Below are 15,385 nucleotides of genomic sequence, written 5' to 3'. Positions count from 1 at the left end.
GAACGTCAACCTGGAATTAGCTTAGCGCCAACTCCTATCATTTCGAGCGCTTCCATGAGCAGCCTGACCTACAGCATCTCCGATCTCGCCCGCGAGTTGGATATCACCACTCGAGCCATCCGCTTCTATGAAGAACAGGGTCTTTTGCGTCCGGAGCGCCGAGGCCAGGAACGTGTTTACTCGCCACGGGACAAAGTCAGCCTGAAACTGATCCTGCGGGGCAAACGCATTGGGTTTTCCCTCGCTGAATGCCGTGAGCTGATCGAGCTGTACGACCCCACCAGCGGCAATCAGAAACAGTTGCACAGCATGCTGGCGAAAATTGCCGAGCGTCGTGAGCAACTCGAACAGCAGCTGTTGGACATCGAACAGATGAAACTGGAACTCGACACCGCCGAGGAACGTTGCATCCAGGCGCTGGAACAGACGCTCAAGGGCGAGGAAACCGTCCAGTAACACAACAGTTATCCAGTGGGAGCGAGCAAGCTCGCTTCCACACCGAGCCCATTCACCACAGGTCAATCCCCATGTCCCTGCCCTCTTTTGTACGCCTGATCGAAGTCGGCCCCCGCGACGGGCTGCAGAATGAATCGCAACCCATCAGCGTCACCGACAAGGTGCGCCTGGTGGATGCCTTGAGCGCCGCGGGCCTCGGTTACATCGAGGTTGGCAGTTTTGTCTCGCCCAAATGGGTGCCGCAAATGGCCGGCTCGGCCGAGGTGTTCGCGCAGATTCAGCGCAAGCCCGGTGTGACCTACGGCGCGTTGGCGCCGAACCTGCGGGGGTTCGAGGACGCGCTGGCGGCAGGCGTCAAGGAGGTTGCGGTGTTCGCGGCGGCATCCGAAGCATTTTCCCAACGCAACATCAATTGCTCCATCAAGGAAAGCCTGGAACGTTTCGCCCCGATCATGGAGGCAGCACAGCGCAACGGTGTCAACGTACGCGGGTACGTGTCGTGTGTGCTGGGCTGTCCTTATGAAGGCGCGGTCGAACCCGAGCAAGTGGCCTGGGTCGCCCGGGAGCTGTACGACATGGGCTGCTACGAGGTTTCCCTCGGCGACACCATCGGGACGGGCACCGCCGGCGCCACACGCAGGATGTTTGAAGTGGTTTCGGGTGACGTTCCCCGGGAAAAACTCGCGGGACACTTCCATGACACCTATGGCCAGGCAATGGCCAACGTCTACGCCAGCCTTCTGGAAGGTATCGCCGTGTTCGACAGTTCCATTTCCGGCTTGGGCGGCTGTCCCTATGCCAAGGGCGCCAGCGGTAACGTCGCCACCGAGGACGTGCTTTACCTGCTCAAGGGGCTGGGTATCGAAACCGGTATCGACCTGGACGCACTGATTGCCGCGGGCCAGCAGATTTGTGACGTGCTGGGCCGCCCCACCGGTTCGCGTGTTGCAAAGGCGCGGCTGGCGCAGTGAGGTGTTACCGCCCTCGTCTGTAACGGGGGTGAAACGAGTAACACGGAAACAATTTGTCTGGGATTGGCCGTCCTGATTTTTTCGAGAAAATCACAAGTCATTGTTCTATATAGATTTTTAAAAGTTGGCACGCCACCTGCTATATCTCCTGCACAACAAGAATAAAAAAAAGCGACAAACCCAATAAAAACAAGACGAAACGACTCTGGCATAACAAAAACAACACGGCAGAGACGCAGCTAACAGATTTTTTTGGAGAAGATGTGCTTTTCAGGGTGCTTTCAGGAGCAACCCGCAACCGGGCAGAGAACAATAAAACTACCTTCAGGTAGCGCCCGAATCGGTTGGATCGCCAGGCGAAAAAGCAGATCAGCGCTCAAAAAAATACGTTTGCTCTTGATCCCGGATGGGGATCGCCAAAAACAGCGGTAAAGGGTCACGGCTGCCAAAAACAACAACAGGCCGCCCCTCAATAATAAAAGAAGAGCACGCGACGACAAAATTAAAGGGGAGCTTCGGCTCCCCTTTGTGCTGTCTGGCGTTTGGGTTTTCCTGCGGGAGCGAGCAAGCTCGCCCCACAGGGAAGTTACTCAGCCATTGCTATCGCTCAGTTCTTCGATGCTGATTTCCCGCATGCGAAATTTCTGGATCTTGCCCGTGACCGTCATGGGGAATTCTTCGACGAACTTGAAATGCCGCGGCGTCTTGAAGTGAGCAATTCGCTCCTTGCACCACGCTTGCAGCTCTTGCTCGGAGGCGCTGTGCCCGGGGTGGAACTTGATCCAGGCTACGATCTCTTCGCCATAACGCGAGCAAGGTATGCCAATCACTTGTACGTCGGCCACTGCGGGATGAGTGAAAAAGAATTCTTCCAACTCCCGAGGATAAACATTCTCTCCACCACGGATGATCATGTCCTTGTTGCGCCCGACGATACGCACGTAACCCTGCCCATCCATGATCGCCAGGTCGCCGGTGTGCATCCAGCCTTGCGAGTCGATGGCTTCGGCACTGCCCTTGGGATTATTCCAATAGCCGAGCATCACGCTGTAGCCTCGCGTACACAACTCACCGATGGTGCCGCGAGGGACGATTTCCCCCGCCTGGTCGATGATTTTGCTTTCCAGTTGCGGCTGAGTGCGGCCGACGGTAGTGACGCGTAATTCCAATTCATCTGTAGGACCAGTCTGCAACGACACCGGACTGGTTTCCGTCATGCCGTAGGCAATTTGCACCTCAGCCATGTGCATCTCGTTGATGACTCGCCGCATCACCTCGATGGGGCACGTAGCGCCGGCCATGATCCCGGTACGCAGGCTGGACAGGTCGAAATCCCCCCGTTGCGGCTGGTCCAGCATGGCAATGAACATGGTGGGCACACCATACAACGCGGTGGCTTTTTCCTCGGCCACGGTGCGCAGGGTCAGCAACGGATCGAACGCGTCGTTGGGGTAGATCATGGTGCTGGCGTGCGTCACGCAACCCAGGTTGCCCATGACCATGCCAAAACAGTGATACAGCGGCACTGGGATCACCAAGCGATCGCCAGCGCTCAGGCCGAGGCTTTCACCCACCATGTAGCCGTTGTTGAGAATATTGCGATGACTAAGGGTCGCCCCCTTGGGAAACCCGGTGGTCCCGGAGGTGTACTGGATATTCACGGGCTGATCGAAACGCAGGCTGGCCTGGCGCTCGGCCAGTTGCCCTGGCGACACCGAGGCACCCAGGGCCGTCAACTGCGACCAAGGCAGGAAGCCTGAGGGTGGCTGCGGATCGAGGCTGATCACACCGCGCAGATCCGCAAGGCGCTCGCTGTGCAAATGCCCGATAGGTTGCTCTGCCAGTTCCGGCGCCAATGCTTGCAACATGGCATGGTAATCCGAGGTCTTGAATGACCCCGCGCACACCAGCCACTGGCAGCCGGACTGCTTGAGTACGTACTCCAGTTCGGAGGCACGATACGCCGGGTTGATATTGACGAGAATCACGCCGATCTTCGCACTGGCGAACTGACTCACGCACCACTGCGCACAGTTGGGCGCCCATATGCCCAGGCGATCGCCTGTCTTCAACCCCAACGCCAAAAAAGCCCGTGCGTGTAAGTCGACCACTTCGGCCAGTTCGTGCCACTTGTACCGCAGCGACTGGTGACGAACCACCAGTGCTTCGCCATCAGGGCATCGAGCCACGGTCTGGTCGAATGCTTGGCCAATGGTCTGCTCCAACAAGGACTTGGCTTGGCTCCCTCGGGTGTAGCTCGATTGCGCTTGCGAACCGGGTTGATCCATGACGACCCCTCTTGTCTTTATTCGGTGGGTGTATCGGCAATTTCCGTAGGAAAGCGGCCTTACTCTCGCCCAAGTTGACGTTAACGTAAAGAGCGATTGACAGCCATCCGTCACAAGCTTACGTTAACGTAAAGGTGAGAGCAGTCCTGCTACTTTCCGCACCCGACAAAAAAACAAAAGGTGTCCCATGAGCTACCCATCCCTGAATTTTGCCCTTGGCGAAACCATCGATATGTTGCGCGACCAGGTCCAGTCCTTCGTCAAGGCCGAGCTGGCGCCTAGGGCAGCCCAGATCGACATCGACAATCTGTTCCCTGCCGACATGTGGCGCAAATTCGGCGACATGGGCCTGCTGGGCATCACTGTGCCGGAAGAATACGGCGGTGCCGGCCTGGGCTATCTGGCCCACGTGGTCGCCATGGAGGAAATCAGCCGCGGCTCGGCCTCGGTCGCCCTTTCCTACGGCGCCCACTCCAACCTGTGCGTCAATCAAATCAACCGCAACGGCACCCATGAGCAAAAGAGCAAGTACCTGCCCAAGCTCATCAGTGGCGAACATGTCGGCGCCCTCGCCATGAGCGAACCGAATGCCGGCTCCGACGTGGTTTCCATGAAACTGCGCGCCGAAAAACGTGGCGACCGCTTTGTGCTCAACGGCAGCAAGACCTGGATCACCAACGGGCCCGATGCCAACACCTACGTCATTTACGCCAAGACTGACCTGGAAAAAGGCCCTCATGGCATCACTGCGCTCATCGTCGAACGCGATTGGAAAGGCTTCAGCCGCAGCAACAAATTCGACAAACTCGGCATGCGCGGCTCCAACACATGCGAGTTGTTTTTCGATGACGTCGAAGTGCCCGAGGAAAATATCCTCGGCGTGCTCAATGGTGGCGTGAAAGTTTTGATGAGCGGCCTCGACTATGAGCGCGTGGTCTTGTCCGGTGGCCCGACCGGCATCATGCAGGCGTGCATGGACCTGATCGTTCCGTACATCCACGACCGCAAGCAGTTCGGCCAGAGCATCGGCGAATTTCAGTTGATCCAAGGCAAGGTCGCCGACATGTACACCCAGCTCAACGCCAGCCGCGCCTATCTGTACGCAGTGGCCCAGGCGTGCGAGCGCGGCGAAACCACCCGCAAGGACGCCGCCGGGGTGATCCTCTACAGCGCCGAGCGCGCCACGCAGATGGCCCTCGATGCCATCCAGATATTGGGCGGCAACGGCTACATCAATGAATTCCCGGCTGGTCGTCTTCTGCGTGACGCCAAGCTGTACGAAATCGGCGCGGGCACCAGTGAGATTCGTCGGATGTTGATTGGCCGCGAACTGTTCAACGAAACCCGCTAACGGAGCTGACCATGGCCACGCTGCACACCCAGCTCCACACCCGCTCGCCCGAGTTCATCGCCAACCGCGACGCGATGCTTGGACAGGTCGAGGCTTTGCGCACCTTGCTCACACACATCCAGCAAGGCGGCGGGCCCAAGGCCCAGGAGCGGCACACGTCCCGGGGCAAATTGCTCCCGCGTGAACGCATCAATCGCTTGCTGGATCCAGGCTCGCCCTTTTTGGAAATCAGCCCGCTGGCGGCTTACGAAGTCTACGGGGAAGACGTGCCGGCGGCCGGCGTGATCGCCGGCATCGGTCGCGTGGAAGGCGTCGAGTGCATGATTGTCGCTAACGACGCGACGGTCAAAGGCGGTTCGTATTATCCGCTGACGGTGAAAAAACACCTGCGGGCCCAGACCATCGCCCAACAGAACCGCCTGCCCTGCATTTACCTGGTGGATTCCGGCGGCGCGAACCTGCCACGCCAGGATGAAGTGTTCCCCGACCGCGAGCATTTCGGCCGCATTTTCTTCAACCAGGCCAACATGAGTGCCCAGGGCATCCCGCAGATTGCCGTGGTCATGGGCTCCTGCACCGCCGGCGGCGCCTATGTGCCGGCGATGGCGGACGAGGCGATCATGGTCCGCCAGCAGGCGACGATCTTCCTCGCCGGCCCGCCCCTGGTAAAAGCCGCTACCGGCGAAGTGGTCAGCGCCGAAGACCTGGGTGGTGCCGATGTGCACTGCAAGATTTCCGGGGTGGCCGACCATTACGCCGACAGCGACGAGCACGCCCTCGCATTGGCACGTCGCAGCGTGGCCAACCTCAATTGGCGCAAGCTTGGCGATGTGCAGCAACGCGCACCCATCGCCCCGCTGTATTCGAGTGACGAGCTTTATGGTGTGGTCTCGGCCGATGCCAAGCAGCCGTTCGATGTGCGGGAGGTCATTGCGCGGCTTGTCGATGGTTCGGTGTTCGACGAATTCAAGGCGCTGTTCGGAACGACCCTGGTGTGCGGCTTCGCGCATTTGCACGGTTATCCAATCGCCATCCTCGCCAATAACGGCATCCTGTTCGCCGAGGCCGCGCAGAAAGGCGCGCATTTCATCGAACTGGCCTGCCAGCGCGGGATTCCCCTGTTGTTCCTGCAAAACATCACGGGCTTTATGGTCGGCCAGAAATACGAAGCCGGCGGCATCGCCAAGCACGGCGCGAAACTGGTGACCGCCGTGGCCTGCGCCCGGGTACCGAAGTTCACCGTAATCATCGGTGGCAGTTTCGGCGCGGGGAACTATGGCATGTGCGGCCGCGCCTATGACCCGCGGTTCCTGTGGATGTGGCCCAATGCCCGGATCGGCGTGATGGGTGCCGAGCAAGCCGCCGGCGTGCTCGTGCAAGTCAAGCGCGAACAGGCCGAACGCAGCGGCCAGCCCTTCAGCGCCAGCCAGGAAGCCGAGATCAAGCAACCGATTCTCGATCAATACGAAGAACAGGGGCACCCCTATTATTCCAGCGCGCGGCTGTGGGACGACGGCGTCATCGACCCGGCGCAGACCCGCGATGTGCTGGGGCTGGCCCTGTCCGCGTCGCTGAACGCGCCCATCGAACCGAGCCGCTTCGGCGTGTTCAGGATGTAACCGGGAAAACGCCCATGACTCAGTACAGCACGCTCGAATTGCAAACCGACCCGCGCGGCTTCGCCATCCTGTGGCTCAGCCGCGAATCAAAAAACAACGCGTTCAACGCCGAGATGATCCGAGAGCTGATTCTCGCTCTGGACCAGGTCGGCAGCGACCCGAACCTGCGCTTCCTGTTGCTCCGTGGCCGGGGCAAACACTTCAGCGCCGGCGCCGACCTGGCCTGGATGCAACAGTCCGCCGAACTCGATTACCACACCAACCTGGACGACGCCCGGGAACTGGCGGAGCTGATGTACAACCTCGCCAAGTTGAAGATTCCAACGTTGGCGGTGGTTCAGGGAGCCGCGTTTGGCGGCGCGCTGGGGCTGATCAGCGCCTGCGACATGGCCATCGGCGCCGACGAAGCGCAATTTTGTCTGTCAGAGGTGCGCATCGGCCTGGCACCGGCAGTGATCAGTCCATTCGTGGTGCAAGCCATCGGCGAACGGGCGGCGCGGCGTTACGCCCTGACCGCCGAACGCTTCGGCGGACAACGTGCGAAAGAGATCGGCTTGCTGTCGGAAAGTTACCCCGCCGAGACGTTGGACGATCAGCTCGGGCAATGGATCAACAACCTGTTGCTCAACAGTCCAGCGGCCATGCGCGCCAGCAAGGAACTGCTGCGTGAAGTCGGCAACGGTGCGCTCACGCCGGCGCTGCGCCGCTACACCGAAAACGCCATCGCCCGGATACGTGTCAGCCCTGAAGGTCAGGAGGGCTTGCGAGCTTTCCTGCAAAAACGCCCGCCCAGTTGGCAAGCCGAGTCGAACAACAAGGAGCCGCGTCAATGAGCGCCCCTATCCTCAATACGCTACTGGTCGCCAATCGAGGTGAAATCGCCTGCCGGGTCATGCGCACAGCCAAGGCCATGGGCCTGGCTACCGTCGCGGTGCACAGCGCCACCGACCGTGACGCGCGCCATTGCCGTGAAGCCGATATCCGCGTCGACCTGGGCGGTAGCAAGGCCGCCGACAGCTACCTGCAAATCGACAAACTGATCGCCGCAGCCCTTGCCAGCGGCGCCCAGGCCATCCATCCCGGCTACGGTTTTCTTTCTGAGAATGCCGGCTTCGCCAGGGCCATTGAAAAAGCCGGGCTGATCTTCCTGGGCCCACCCGCCTCGGCCATCGACGCCATGGGCAGCAAGTCCGCCGCCAAGGCCTTGATGGAAACCGCCGGCGTGCCGCTGGTGCCTGGCTATCACGGTGAAGCCCAGGATCTGGAAACCTTCCGCGCCGCCGCCGAGCGAATCGGCTACCCGGTTCTGCTCAAAGCAACGGCGGGTGGCGGCGGTAAGGGCATGAAGGTCGTGGAAGACGTCAGCCAACTGGCCGAAGCACTGGCATCGGCGCAGCGCGAGGCGCAATCATCGTTCGGCGACGCGCGCATGCTGGTGGAAAAATACCTGCTCAAGCCGCGCCACGTGGAAATTCAGGTATTCGCCGACCAACACGGTCACTGCCTGTACCTCAACGAGCGCGATTGCTCGATCCAGCGCCGGCACCAAAAAGTTGTCGAAGAGGCTCCCGCTCCGGGTCTGAGCCCGGAGCTGCGCCGGGCAATGGGCGAGGCCGCGGTGCGCGCCGCCCAGGCCATCGGTTATGTCGGCGCGGGCACGGTGGAGTTCCTGCTGGATTCGCGGGGCGAGTTCTTCTTCATGGAGATGAACACCCGGCTGCAGGTCGAGCATCCGGTCACCGAAGCGATTACCGGCCTCGATCTGGTGGCCTGGCAGATCCGCGTGGCCCAAGGCGAACCGCTGCCGATTACCCAGGAACAAGTTCCGTTGCGGGGCCATGCCATCGAAGTACGGCTTTATGCCGAAGACCCCGCCAATGATTTCCTCCCCGCCACCGGACGCCTGGCGTTATACCGTGAATCCGCGGGGGGCGAAGGTCGACGGGTCGACAGCGGCGTAGAAGAAGGTGACGAGATTTCTTCGTTCTACGACCCGATGCTCGGCAAGCTGATCGCCTGGGGCGAAAACCGTGAGCAGGCCCGTCTACGGTTGCTCGCGATGCTGGATGAGTTCGCCATCGGTGGCCTGAGAACCAACATCGGTTTTCTGCGGCGCATCGTCGGCCACCCGGCCTTTGCAGCGGCGCAACTCGATACCGGATTTATCCCACGCTACCAAGCGCAACTACTGCCCGAACCTGGCGAATTGGACGACGAGTTCTGGTACGCGGCGGCCCTTGCCTTTGCCTTGGGCATGACGCCTCGCGTCCGCGTGGATGACCTCAATTCCCCCTGGGCCGAGAGCACTGGGTTGCGCCTGGGGCTGCCAGGGGAAACCACCCTGCATCTGGTCTGTGGTGGCCAGGATCGGGCGATAACGGTGGACGTTACCGCCCGCAGCGCCGAGCTCAAGGGGGAGCACCTGGTCATCGAGCGTAACGGCCTGCGTCGCAGCCATCGGGCTGTTCGCCAGGGCGACAGCCTTTATCTGCAATGGGCGGGCGATTTGCATCGCGTCGATGTCTACGACCCGTTAGCCGCCGCCGAGGCCAGCCACGGCCATCAGGGCGGCTTGGTCGCACCTATGAATGGCAGCATCGTGCGGGTGCTGGTGAGTGTCGGGCAACCAGTGGAAGCCGGCGCGCAGTTGGTGGTGCTGGAAGCCATGAAGATGGAGCACAGCATCCGTGCACCCAAGGCGGGCGTGATCAAGGCGTTGTATTGCCAGGAAGGTGAGATGGTCAGCGAGGGCAGCGCGCTGGTGGCATTGGAAGAATAGGTATCGGCCCGTTTGCCGGGCCGATCCAGTTCAGAACCTGATGGTTGCCTGTACGACCACGCCGATGATGCGGCAATGCTCTGTGTATAGATTTTTCGGGTAAGTGGGATTGAGCGGGACCAGGTAACGCTGGCCGCTCTCTTCGATCAGTTTGCGGAAGGTCGCATCGCTGCTGCCGGGCAGTTTCGCCACCACCAGTTTGCCGGGCACGGCCTCGATCGCCGGATCAACCAGGATCGACATGCCCTCAGGGATGCTCAGCCCGCTTGGCGCAGTCATCGCGTCGCCTACCACCACCAACCAGAAAGCGTCTCCCTGGGCATGGTAATCCGTCAGCTCGTAGCGCGGCTGCCCGTACCCGACCAGATCACCCTCGTGAACCGCGCCGATGTCGTGCCAGTCATTGACCGGGTAGCGGAAGTACGGGTTGTACTTCTGCGCCAGCGCCATGCCCTCGTCAGTGGAGGTGTCCGGTTCGCGGATCACCATTGCCACTTCCAGGAACTCGAGTCCGAGCTCCTGAAGCACCCGGTTCATGTCTTCAAGACTGGGCTGCCGGCGCTTGGTCAGCCAATGGCCGACACCACCCTGGGACATCCCCAAACGCTCTGCGAGCACCACTTGCGTGATGTGCAGCTCCTTCATCTTGGCCTTGACCAACTCTATCCATTTATCCATGAACGGCACGATACGTGGATGACCACGCCCATCAAAACACAAATTGTAGTATTTAAATCGTCGTCACAATTACGAAGCGTACTAAGCTGGATTCAGGATTTCACACCAACACGGAGAAACTCGACACCATGGACAAGCCCAACAAAGACGAGCCCGCAACCCTTTCAGAAAGCCCATTTCCCTCGCTTCAGGATTGCCCTGCGGCGAAGCGCGCCTTGGACTATTACTTGAAACCAGGTATTGCGCACGCCCAAGCAGAACATCGCTTCTTCGACGTGAACCGCAACATCAGCGGTGAGGAAGCCCTGGTTCACGCCTGCGAACTGCTGCGCTGCGCGGCCGCTACCGCCCAGGAGTCTGCCACTCGACTCAGCGGCCCGAGCCGCGACCTGGCATTTTCGGTGGTGCATATGATCGACTTGGTCAAGGTCATGATCGACCGGTCGCTGGACGGTTACCCTACTCGCTAGGCGTAACGCTGGAAAAGGCGGCTGCAGAACCACATGGGAAATAATTTCCAATGGGCGCAATAAAAACATTTGACTTGCAAATGATAATGATTATTATTGCATCAGCTGGTCGCGAGATCAGTCGATAGGCCAGAAGACCTTAGGTCGGACTTCTGGATTATCTCCTCATCAGGCTAATCACGGTTTTTGACCCGGCTTTTTGCCGGGTCTTTTTTTTGCCGATTTTCGGCTTATGGCTTCAGGCTAATGAAGTCTTTGGGTGTCGCTAATTCGGTGCTGGGGATGATAGCAAATGCACATTCGTTTACAAAAGCCCCTGCGTTGCACCGGTTCGAATGATCGACAGGCAGCACTTGAGAATCGATCAGGGACTCTCTAATCTGCAAATGCGTCCAGGGAGGACGCCCCCTTCCCCAACAACAATTCGTCCCGGCTTTCTCCTTCTTTGCGTGTAAAGTAACGGCCATGAAAATCCTGGGCAGGAATCGTGACCGTGGCTAAATCGTCCTTTGATATCAACGCCAATTTCGACAGCGGCAACATCGAAGTGGTGGACATCGGCAACCCGTTGCAATCATTGCTGAAAATCAGACCTGATACCCGTAGCGGCCATTTCCAGTGGTTTCACTTCAAGGCCAGCGGGTTGCACGTCGGCCAGGAATATTCCTTCCGCCTGCTCAATGCCAGCCAATCCTCCTACAACAAAGCGTGGACCGGTTATCAAGCCGTTGCTTCCAATGACCACGTCAACTGGTTCCGTATTCCTACGCAATTTGAAGGCGATGCGCTGCGCTTCCACCTGGAGGCCGAGCAACCTCACGCCTGGTTCGCCTATTTCGAACCTTACAGCCGCGGCCGCCACGATTGGCTGATCGAACAAGCGCAGCACAAGGCTGGCACCGAACTGCTGGCGACCGGCAAGAGCGTCGAGGGTCGCGATATTCAATTGCTGCGCAAGGGCAGCGGTGCCGAAGGACGGCGCAAAATCTGGATCATTGCGCAGCAACATCCCGGTGAGCACATGGCCGAGTGGTTCATGGAAGGCATCATCGAACGCCTCCAGCACCATGACGATGCCCAACTGAACCCGCTGCTTGCCAAGGCCGACCTGTACCTGGTGCCCAACATGAACCCCGATGGCGCGTTTCATGGCCATCTGCGCACCAACGCGATGGGCCAGGACTTGAATCGGGCTTGGCAGAACGCCAGCCCGGAAATCAGCCCCGAGGTATTTTTCGTACAACAGCAAATGGAAAAGTATGGCGTTGATCTGTTTCTGGACGCCCATGGCGACGAAGAAATCCCTCACGTCTTCACCGCTGGCTGCGAAGGTAACCCCGGCTACACACCGCGCATCGCCGGGCTCGAAGAACGTTTCCGCAGCCATCTCAAACGCCAGACCAAGGATTTCCAAACCGCCCACGGTTACACCCGCGACGAACCCGGCCAGGCCAACATGACGCTGGCTTGCAACGCGGTCGGCCAGAAATACGACTGCCTGTCGCTGACCCTGGAGATGCCTTTCAAGGACCACGACGACCATCCGAACCCGCACACCGGCTGGTCCGGCAAACGCTCCATGCAACTGGGCAAGGACGTGCTAAGCACCCTCGAGTCCATGGTCGACGAGCTGCGCTGAGGTCCCTTTAGCGCCGTTCCCCTGTGGCGAGGGAGCAAGCCCCTCGCCACGAGCCTCCCGGTCAGTCCCGGCCGCGCAACATGCTGTGCAACACCTCGTCCCGGCGCACCCACCCGTGAAACAACGCCGCCGCCAGATGCACCAGCACCGTCAGGAATAACAAATAGGCCAGGTAACCATGAGCCTTGCGCAGCCATGCGAAGGTCTGGGCATCCGCGGGTAGGATGGAAGGCAACCGAAGCGACTCGCTGAGCATCACCGGGTCCCCCGCCGCCGATATCATCCCCCAGCCCAACAGTGGCAACGCCAGCATCAAGGCATACAACAAGACATGCGAAGCCTTGGCCGACAAGGCCTGCCAGCTCGGCAGGTCGGCCGGCAACGGCGGTATCTGCGTGGTGAAGCGCACCACCAGGCGGACAATCACCAACAATAAAATAGCGATGCCCAGGGGTTTGTGCAGTTGAAGCAGCCACTCATGGCGCTCGGACACGGAGGCGACCATGCCCGCGCCGATAAACAACATGGCGATGACCATCAAGGCCATCATCCAGTGCAGCAGCCGAGCCAGCGGCGCGAAATGTCGGGGGGCGTTCATGGACGAGACTCCTGGGTGGCGGGCAACTGGCTGACTTCGCTGGTACGGCGCAGGTACGAACTGGCATAAGCCGCCGAACGAGCGGCCAACAGCGGATCATCAGAACCTTCGATCCCACTGGGCAGGATCAGCGGGTCATAGTTGATATCGCGGCAATCTCCGTTGTCCTGCGCCTGGGCGCGCTCCAGCACCAGGGTGCCGGCGTTGAGCACCTTGCGATCGGCGGGCCAGGCCTTGCTGGCGTCGTTGACCGGATCGCCCGGGTTGGCCAAGGTGATGTTCAACTGCCAGCGCAGTGGTCCGCCAGCCAGGCGTTTGGTCAGGTCCTGTTCCAGGAAGTCGGCGCCTTGGGGTGGGCTCGCATCCACCGCGTCCTTGCTTATCGGCACCACCCCCCAACGCACGGCCTGGCGTTGTCCGGCAGGGCCCACCAGGTAGAACGCATTGATGCCGTTGTAGGTTTCAGTGGCATAGCTGGCCGATGGCTTGGCCGTCTTGATCCATTGCAAGAACGGCACTGCCTCGGGATGCGCTGCAAAAAACGCCGGCACGGCGCCAGGGTTTGGTTTGCCCGTGGCCGGGTCCGGCGACTGGGCCTGTTGCAGTTCAAAGAAAGCCTGCGGTGTACCCACCGGGAACACCGGCATACTGTTCATACCGGTGCGCCATTGCTGGCCGTCGGCCTGGGTAAAACGCAGCGCCAGGCTTCGGATCGGCACACTGCCATCCGGTGCGTAGGGGTTGCCGCTGGGCAGCGCAAAACGACCGACCACGGGCGTGCGTGGCTCATTGAATACCTGGGCGCTGGAGTAGGCGCGGGCTTCGCCACTGCTTTCAAAATAACCGGCAACGCAGACACCCTTGGAGTGATTGCGCCGGAAACCCGCATGGACCCCGTTGTTCGTTTCCAGCACATTGACCAAGGCCTTGGGCGTCAGGCGTTGTGGGTCGAGTGTGCCATTGACGTAGGCAAACGCCCCGGCCAGCGCAGCAACGACCACGGCAATGGCCGTCAGGCGCAATGTCAGGCTGGCGGCGCTCAACGGCGCCCGACGTTCAGAAGAAGGGTCAACCATTTGGAGACTCCAAGGCACAAGGCCGTTAGTGGAAAGGACCCGTCAGACGAAAGCCCAACGTGTTTATTCCCACGCTTCATATTTATTTTTCGTTCACTGGAATAATCTTGTGCCTGGATCGTCTTTCCTTCCAACGCAGTGATTGCCCACGAAGCCACGCATCCTCATGAACGAACTCGACGACCAGTTGCGCCTGCTCATTCCACGGCTGAGACGTTTTGCCGTGTCGCTGACACGCAACCCCAGCAACGCCGACGACCTGGTCCAGGCGTGCCTGGAAAGGGCCCTGTCGAAATGGAACGACAAGCGCCCGGACGGTGATTTGCGGGCCTGGCTGTTCTCCATCCTTTACCGGCAGTTCCTCGATGCCCATCGTCGTTCCCGACGGTACGCACGCATGCTGGAATTCTTCACCGGGCGCGACGATGCACACCCGTCCGCCGAGCGCAGCGTCATCGCCCAATCGTCGCTCCAGGCTTTTGACCAGTTGCCCACCGAACAGCGCGCGTTATTGTTGTGGGTGTCAGTAGAAGGCTTGAGCTACCAGCAAGTCGCCGACATCCTGGGCGTGCCGACCGGCACCGTGATGTCGCGCCTGTCACGGGCCCGCCAGGCCTTGCGCCAACTCAGCGACGGCGAAATCGCCCGCCCTGCCCTGCGAATACTCAAATGATCACCCTGCCCCCCAGCGACAAAGACCTGCACGCCTACGTCGATCATCAACTGAGCGAAGCCGACCGACGACAGGTTGAAACCTACCTGGCCAGCCACCCCGCCGTTGCCAAACGCGTACGGGCCTGGCAACAGGACGCGCAGCATCTGCGCGCAACCCTGAGCGCAACCTTGCAACTCCCACCCAATCCCAGCCTCGACCCGACTGTCATCCGTCAACGCATGAAACACCGTACGCGCCGCCTTCTCGCCAGCGCAGCGGTCTTGACGCTGGCCGTCGGTATCGGTGGGGTGGGCGGCTGGCAGGCCCGACAGATAACCCTGCTCAGCGCAGCAGCGCCCATGGCTGACGCATTGCAGGCGTACCGGTTGATTGCCCAGCAGGGCGTGCTCCCGGCCGATTACCAGACTGGCGACGAGCACAGCATGCAAGGCTGGCTCGACCGTTACTTCAGCCAAGCCGACCGCTTACCGGATCTCTCGGCGGCGGGCTTCACGCCGGTCAGCGGGCGATTGCTCAGCACTGACCAAGGCGCGGCGGCGATGGTGGTTTACCAGGATTCGAGCGGCCTGAAGATCAGCTTCTATATCCGCCCACCAGGTCCGAAAAATTTCCTGCTGCCCCGTGGCAGCCGGCGCGATGGGGAACTGCAGGCCGAGTATTGGTCCGGGCCTGGGTACAACTATGCGATGGTCATCCCGAGCGATACGCCGACGGCGCAGAAGCTCAAGCAGACCTTGAATTTCTGACCACCACCTTCCCCTGTGGGAGCGAGCCTGCTCGCGAA

14 protein-coding genes are annotated in these 15,385 nt (G+C 60.3%); 10 read left to right on the top strand and 4 right to left on the bottom strand.

The window, feature by feature from the left end; genetic code table 11:
* The first annotated feature begins 54 nt into the window (after positions 1–54).
* On the top strand, positions 55–456 hold the full coding sequence (locus tag DOCECA_RS06185; protein WP_420764598.1) for a MerR family transcriptional regulator: 402 nt from the start codon (positions 55–57) through the stop codon (positions 454–456).
* 71 nt (positions 457–527) lie between these two features.
* Positions 528–1,427, top strand: a complete 900-nt coding sequence (locus DOCECA_RS06180; RefSeq protein WP_434563379.1) for a hydroxymethylglutaryl-CoA lyase — start codon at positions 528–530, stop codon at positions 1,425–1,427.
* 590 nt (positions 1,428–2,017) lie between these two features.
* Here the strand turns inward: DOCECA_RS06180 and DOCECA_RS06175 are convergent.
* Complete coding sequence (locus DOCECA_RS06175; protein ID WP_445571602.1) at positions 2,018–3,715, bottom strand: AMP-binding protein; 1,698 nt, start codon at positions 3,713–3,715, stop codon at positions 2,018–2,020.
* A gap of 187 nt (positions 3,716–3,902) precedes the next feature.
* Between DOCECA_RS06175 and DOCECA_RS06170 the strand changes: the two genes are divergently transcribed.
* Genes DOCECA_RS06170 through DOCECA_RS06155 form a run of 4 tightly spaced genes read left to right on the top strand, consistent with a single transcriptional unit; the run spans position 3,903 to position 9,464 of the window.
* Positions 3,903–5,066: an isovaleryl-CoA dehydrogenase gene (locus DOCECA_RS06170; RefSeq protein ID WP_434650592.1), complete on the top strand. Its 1,164-nt coding sequence runs from the start codon at positions 3,903–3,905 to the stop codon at positions 5,064–5,066.
* Positions 5,067–5,077: 11 nt separating this feature from the next.
* Positions 5,078–6,685, top strand: coding sequence for a carboxyl transferase domain-containing protein (locus DOCECA_RS06165; protein WP_434610695.1), 1,608 nt, complete (start codon positions 5,078–5,080; stop codon positions 6,683–6,685).
* Positions 6,686–6,699: 14 nt separating this feature from the next.
* A complete protein-coding gene (locus DOCECA_RS06160) occupies positions 6,700–7,518 on the top strand; it encodes a gamma-carboxygeranoyl-CoA hydratase (protein WP_434610692.1) in 819 nt (272 codons plus the stop codon).
* Positions 7,515–9,464 carry an acetyl/propionyl/methylcrotonyl-CoA carboxylase subunit alpha gene (locus tag DOCECA_RS06155; protein WP_434650590.1) on the top strand — a complete coding sequence of 650 codons (1,950 nt, stop codon included), beginning with the start codon at positions 7,515–7,517 and terminating at the stop codon, positions 9,462–9,464. The genes DOCECA_RS06160 and DOCECA_RS06155 overlap by 4 nt, the downstream gene beginning before the upstream one ends.
* Before the next feature lie 30 nt (positions 9,465–9,494).
* On the opposite strand, the gene DOCECA_RS06150 is transcribed toward DOCECA_RS06155, so the two are convergent.
* Positions 9,495–10,142: a LexA family protein gene (locus tag DOCECA_RS06150; protein WP_434563369.1), complete on the bottom strand. Its 648-nt coding sequence runs from the start codon at positions 10,140–10,142 to the stop codon at positions 9,495–9,497.
* Positions 10,143–10,270: 128 nt separating this feature from the next.
* Between DOCECA_RS06150 and DOCECA_RS06145 the strand changes: the two genes are divergently transcribed.
* A complete protein-coding gene (locus DOCECA_RS06145; protein WP_434675050.1) occupies positions 10,271–10,612 on the top strand; it encodes a DUF6124 family protein in 342 nt (113 codons plus the stop codon).
* 487 nt (positions 10,613–11,099) lie between these two features.
* On the top strand, positions 11,100–12,251 hold the full coding sequence (locus DOCECA_RS06140; RefSeq protein ID WP_445571601.1) for a M14 family metallopeptidase: 1,152 nt from the start codon (positions 11,100–11,102) through the stop codon (positions 12,249–12,251).
* A 61-nt stretch (positions 12,252–12,312) separates the two neighbouring features.
* On the opposite strand, the gene DOCECA_RS06135 is transcribed toward DOCECA_RS06140, so the two are convergent.
* Together DOCECA_RS06135 and DOCECA_RS06130 are read right to left on the bottom strand one after the other, a co-directional pair.
* Entirely contained in the window at positions 12,313–12,849 is a 537-nt protein-coding gene (locus tag DOCECA_RS06135) for a cytochrome b (RefSeq protein ID WP_434650586.1), read from the bottom strand.
* Positions 12,846–13,925, bottom strand: coding sequence for a catalase family peroxidase (locus DOCECA_RS06130; RefSeq protein WP_434650584.1), 1,080 nt, complete (start codon positions 13,923–13,925; stop codon positions 12,846–12,848). The genes DOCECA_RS06135 and DOCECA_RS06130 overlap by 4 nt, the downstream gene beginning before the upstream one ends.
* 166 nt (positions 13,926–14,091) lie before the next feature.
* On the opposite strand from DOCECA_RS06130, the gene DOCECA_RS06125 reads away from it, so the two are divergent.
* Together DOCECA_RS06125 and DOCECA_RS06120 are read left to right on the top strand one after the other, a co-directional pair.
* The gene (locus tag DOCECA_RS06125; RefSeq protein ID WP_420764610.1) at positions 14,092–14,598 is read left to right on the top strand and encodes a sigma-70 family RNA polymerase sigma factor; all 507 of its coding nucleotides are present in this window, start codon (positions 14,092–14,094) and stop codon (positions 14,596–14,598) included.
* Complete coding sequence (locus DOCECA_RS06120) at positions 14,595–15,347, top strand: anti-sigma factor family protein (RefSeq protein WP_420764611.1); 753 nt, start codon at positions 14,595–14,597, stop codon at positions 15,345–15,347. Before DOCECA_RS06125 ends, DOCECA_RS06120 begins: the two co-directional genes overlap by 4 nt.
* Positions 15,348–15,385: the final 38 nt, after the last annotated feature.

The organism is Pseudomonas sp. E102 (assembly GCF_052660185.1).
This window is presented reverse-complemented; position numbering and strand designations above follow the sequence as displayed.

What these genes read in the sequence shown, in the direction of transcription:
- DOCECA_RS06150 (WP_434563369.1), bottom strand. Translation starts at nt 10,142, where the DNA reads ATGGATAAATGGATAGAGTTGGTCAAGGCCAAGATGAAGGAGCTGCAC.
- DOCECA_RS06135 (WP_434650586.1), bottom strand. Translation starts at nt 12,849, where the DNA reads ATGAACGCCCCCCGACATTTCGCGCCGCTGGCTCGGCTGCTGCACTGG.
- DOCECA_RS06170 (WP_434650592.1), top strand. Translation starts at nt 3,903, where the DNA reads ATGAGCTACCCATCCCTGAATTTTGCCCTTGGCGAAACCATCGATATG.
- DOCECA_RS06130 (WP_434650584.1), bottom strand. Translation starts at nt 13,925, where the DNA reads ATGGTTGACCCTTCTTCTGAACGTCGGGCGCCGTTGAGCGCCGCCAGC.
- DOCECA_RS06180 (WP_434563379.1), top strand. Translation starts at nt 528, where the DNA reads ATGTCCCTGCCCTCTTTTGTACGCCTGATCGAAGTCGGCCCCCGCGAC.
- DOCECA_RS06175 (WP_445571602.1), bottom strand. Translation starts at nt 3,715, where the DNA reads ATGGATCAACCCGGTTCGCAAGCGCAATCGAGCTACACCCGAGGGAGC.
- DOCECA_RS06145 (WP_434675050.1), top strand. Translation starts at nt 10,271, where the DNA reads ATGGACAAGCCCAACAAAGACGAGCCCGCAACCCTTTCAGAAAGCCCA.
- DOCECA_RS06120 (WP_420764611.1), top strand. Translation starts at nt 14,595, where the DNA reads ATGATCACCCTGCCCCCCAGCGACAAAGACCTGCACGCCTACGTCGAT.
- DOCECA_RS06165 (WP_434610695.1), top strand. Translation starts at nt 5,078, where the DNA reads ATGGCCACGCTGCACACCCAGCTCCACACCCGCTCGCCCGAGTTCATC.
- DOCECA_RS06155 (WP_434650590.1), top strand. Translation starts at nt 7,515, where the DNA reads ATGAGCGCCCCTATCCTCAATACGCTACTGGTCGCCAATCGAGGTGAA.
- DOCECA_RS06160 (WP_434610692.1), top strand. Translation starts at nt 6,700, where the DNA reads ATGACTCAGTACAGCACGCTCGAATTGCAAACCGACCCGCGCGGCTTC.
- DOCECA_RS06185 (WP_420764598.1), top strand. Translation starts at nt 55, where the DNA reads ATGAGCAGCCTGACCTACAGCATCTCCGATCTCGCCCGCGAGTTGGAT.
- DOCECA_RS06125 (WP_420764610.1), top strand. Translation starts at nt 14,092, where the DNA reads ATGAACGAACTCGACGACCAGTTGCGCCTGCTCATTCCACGGCTGAGA.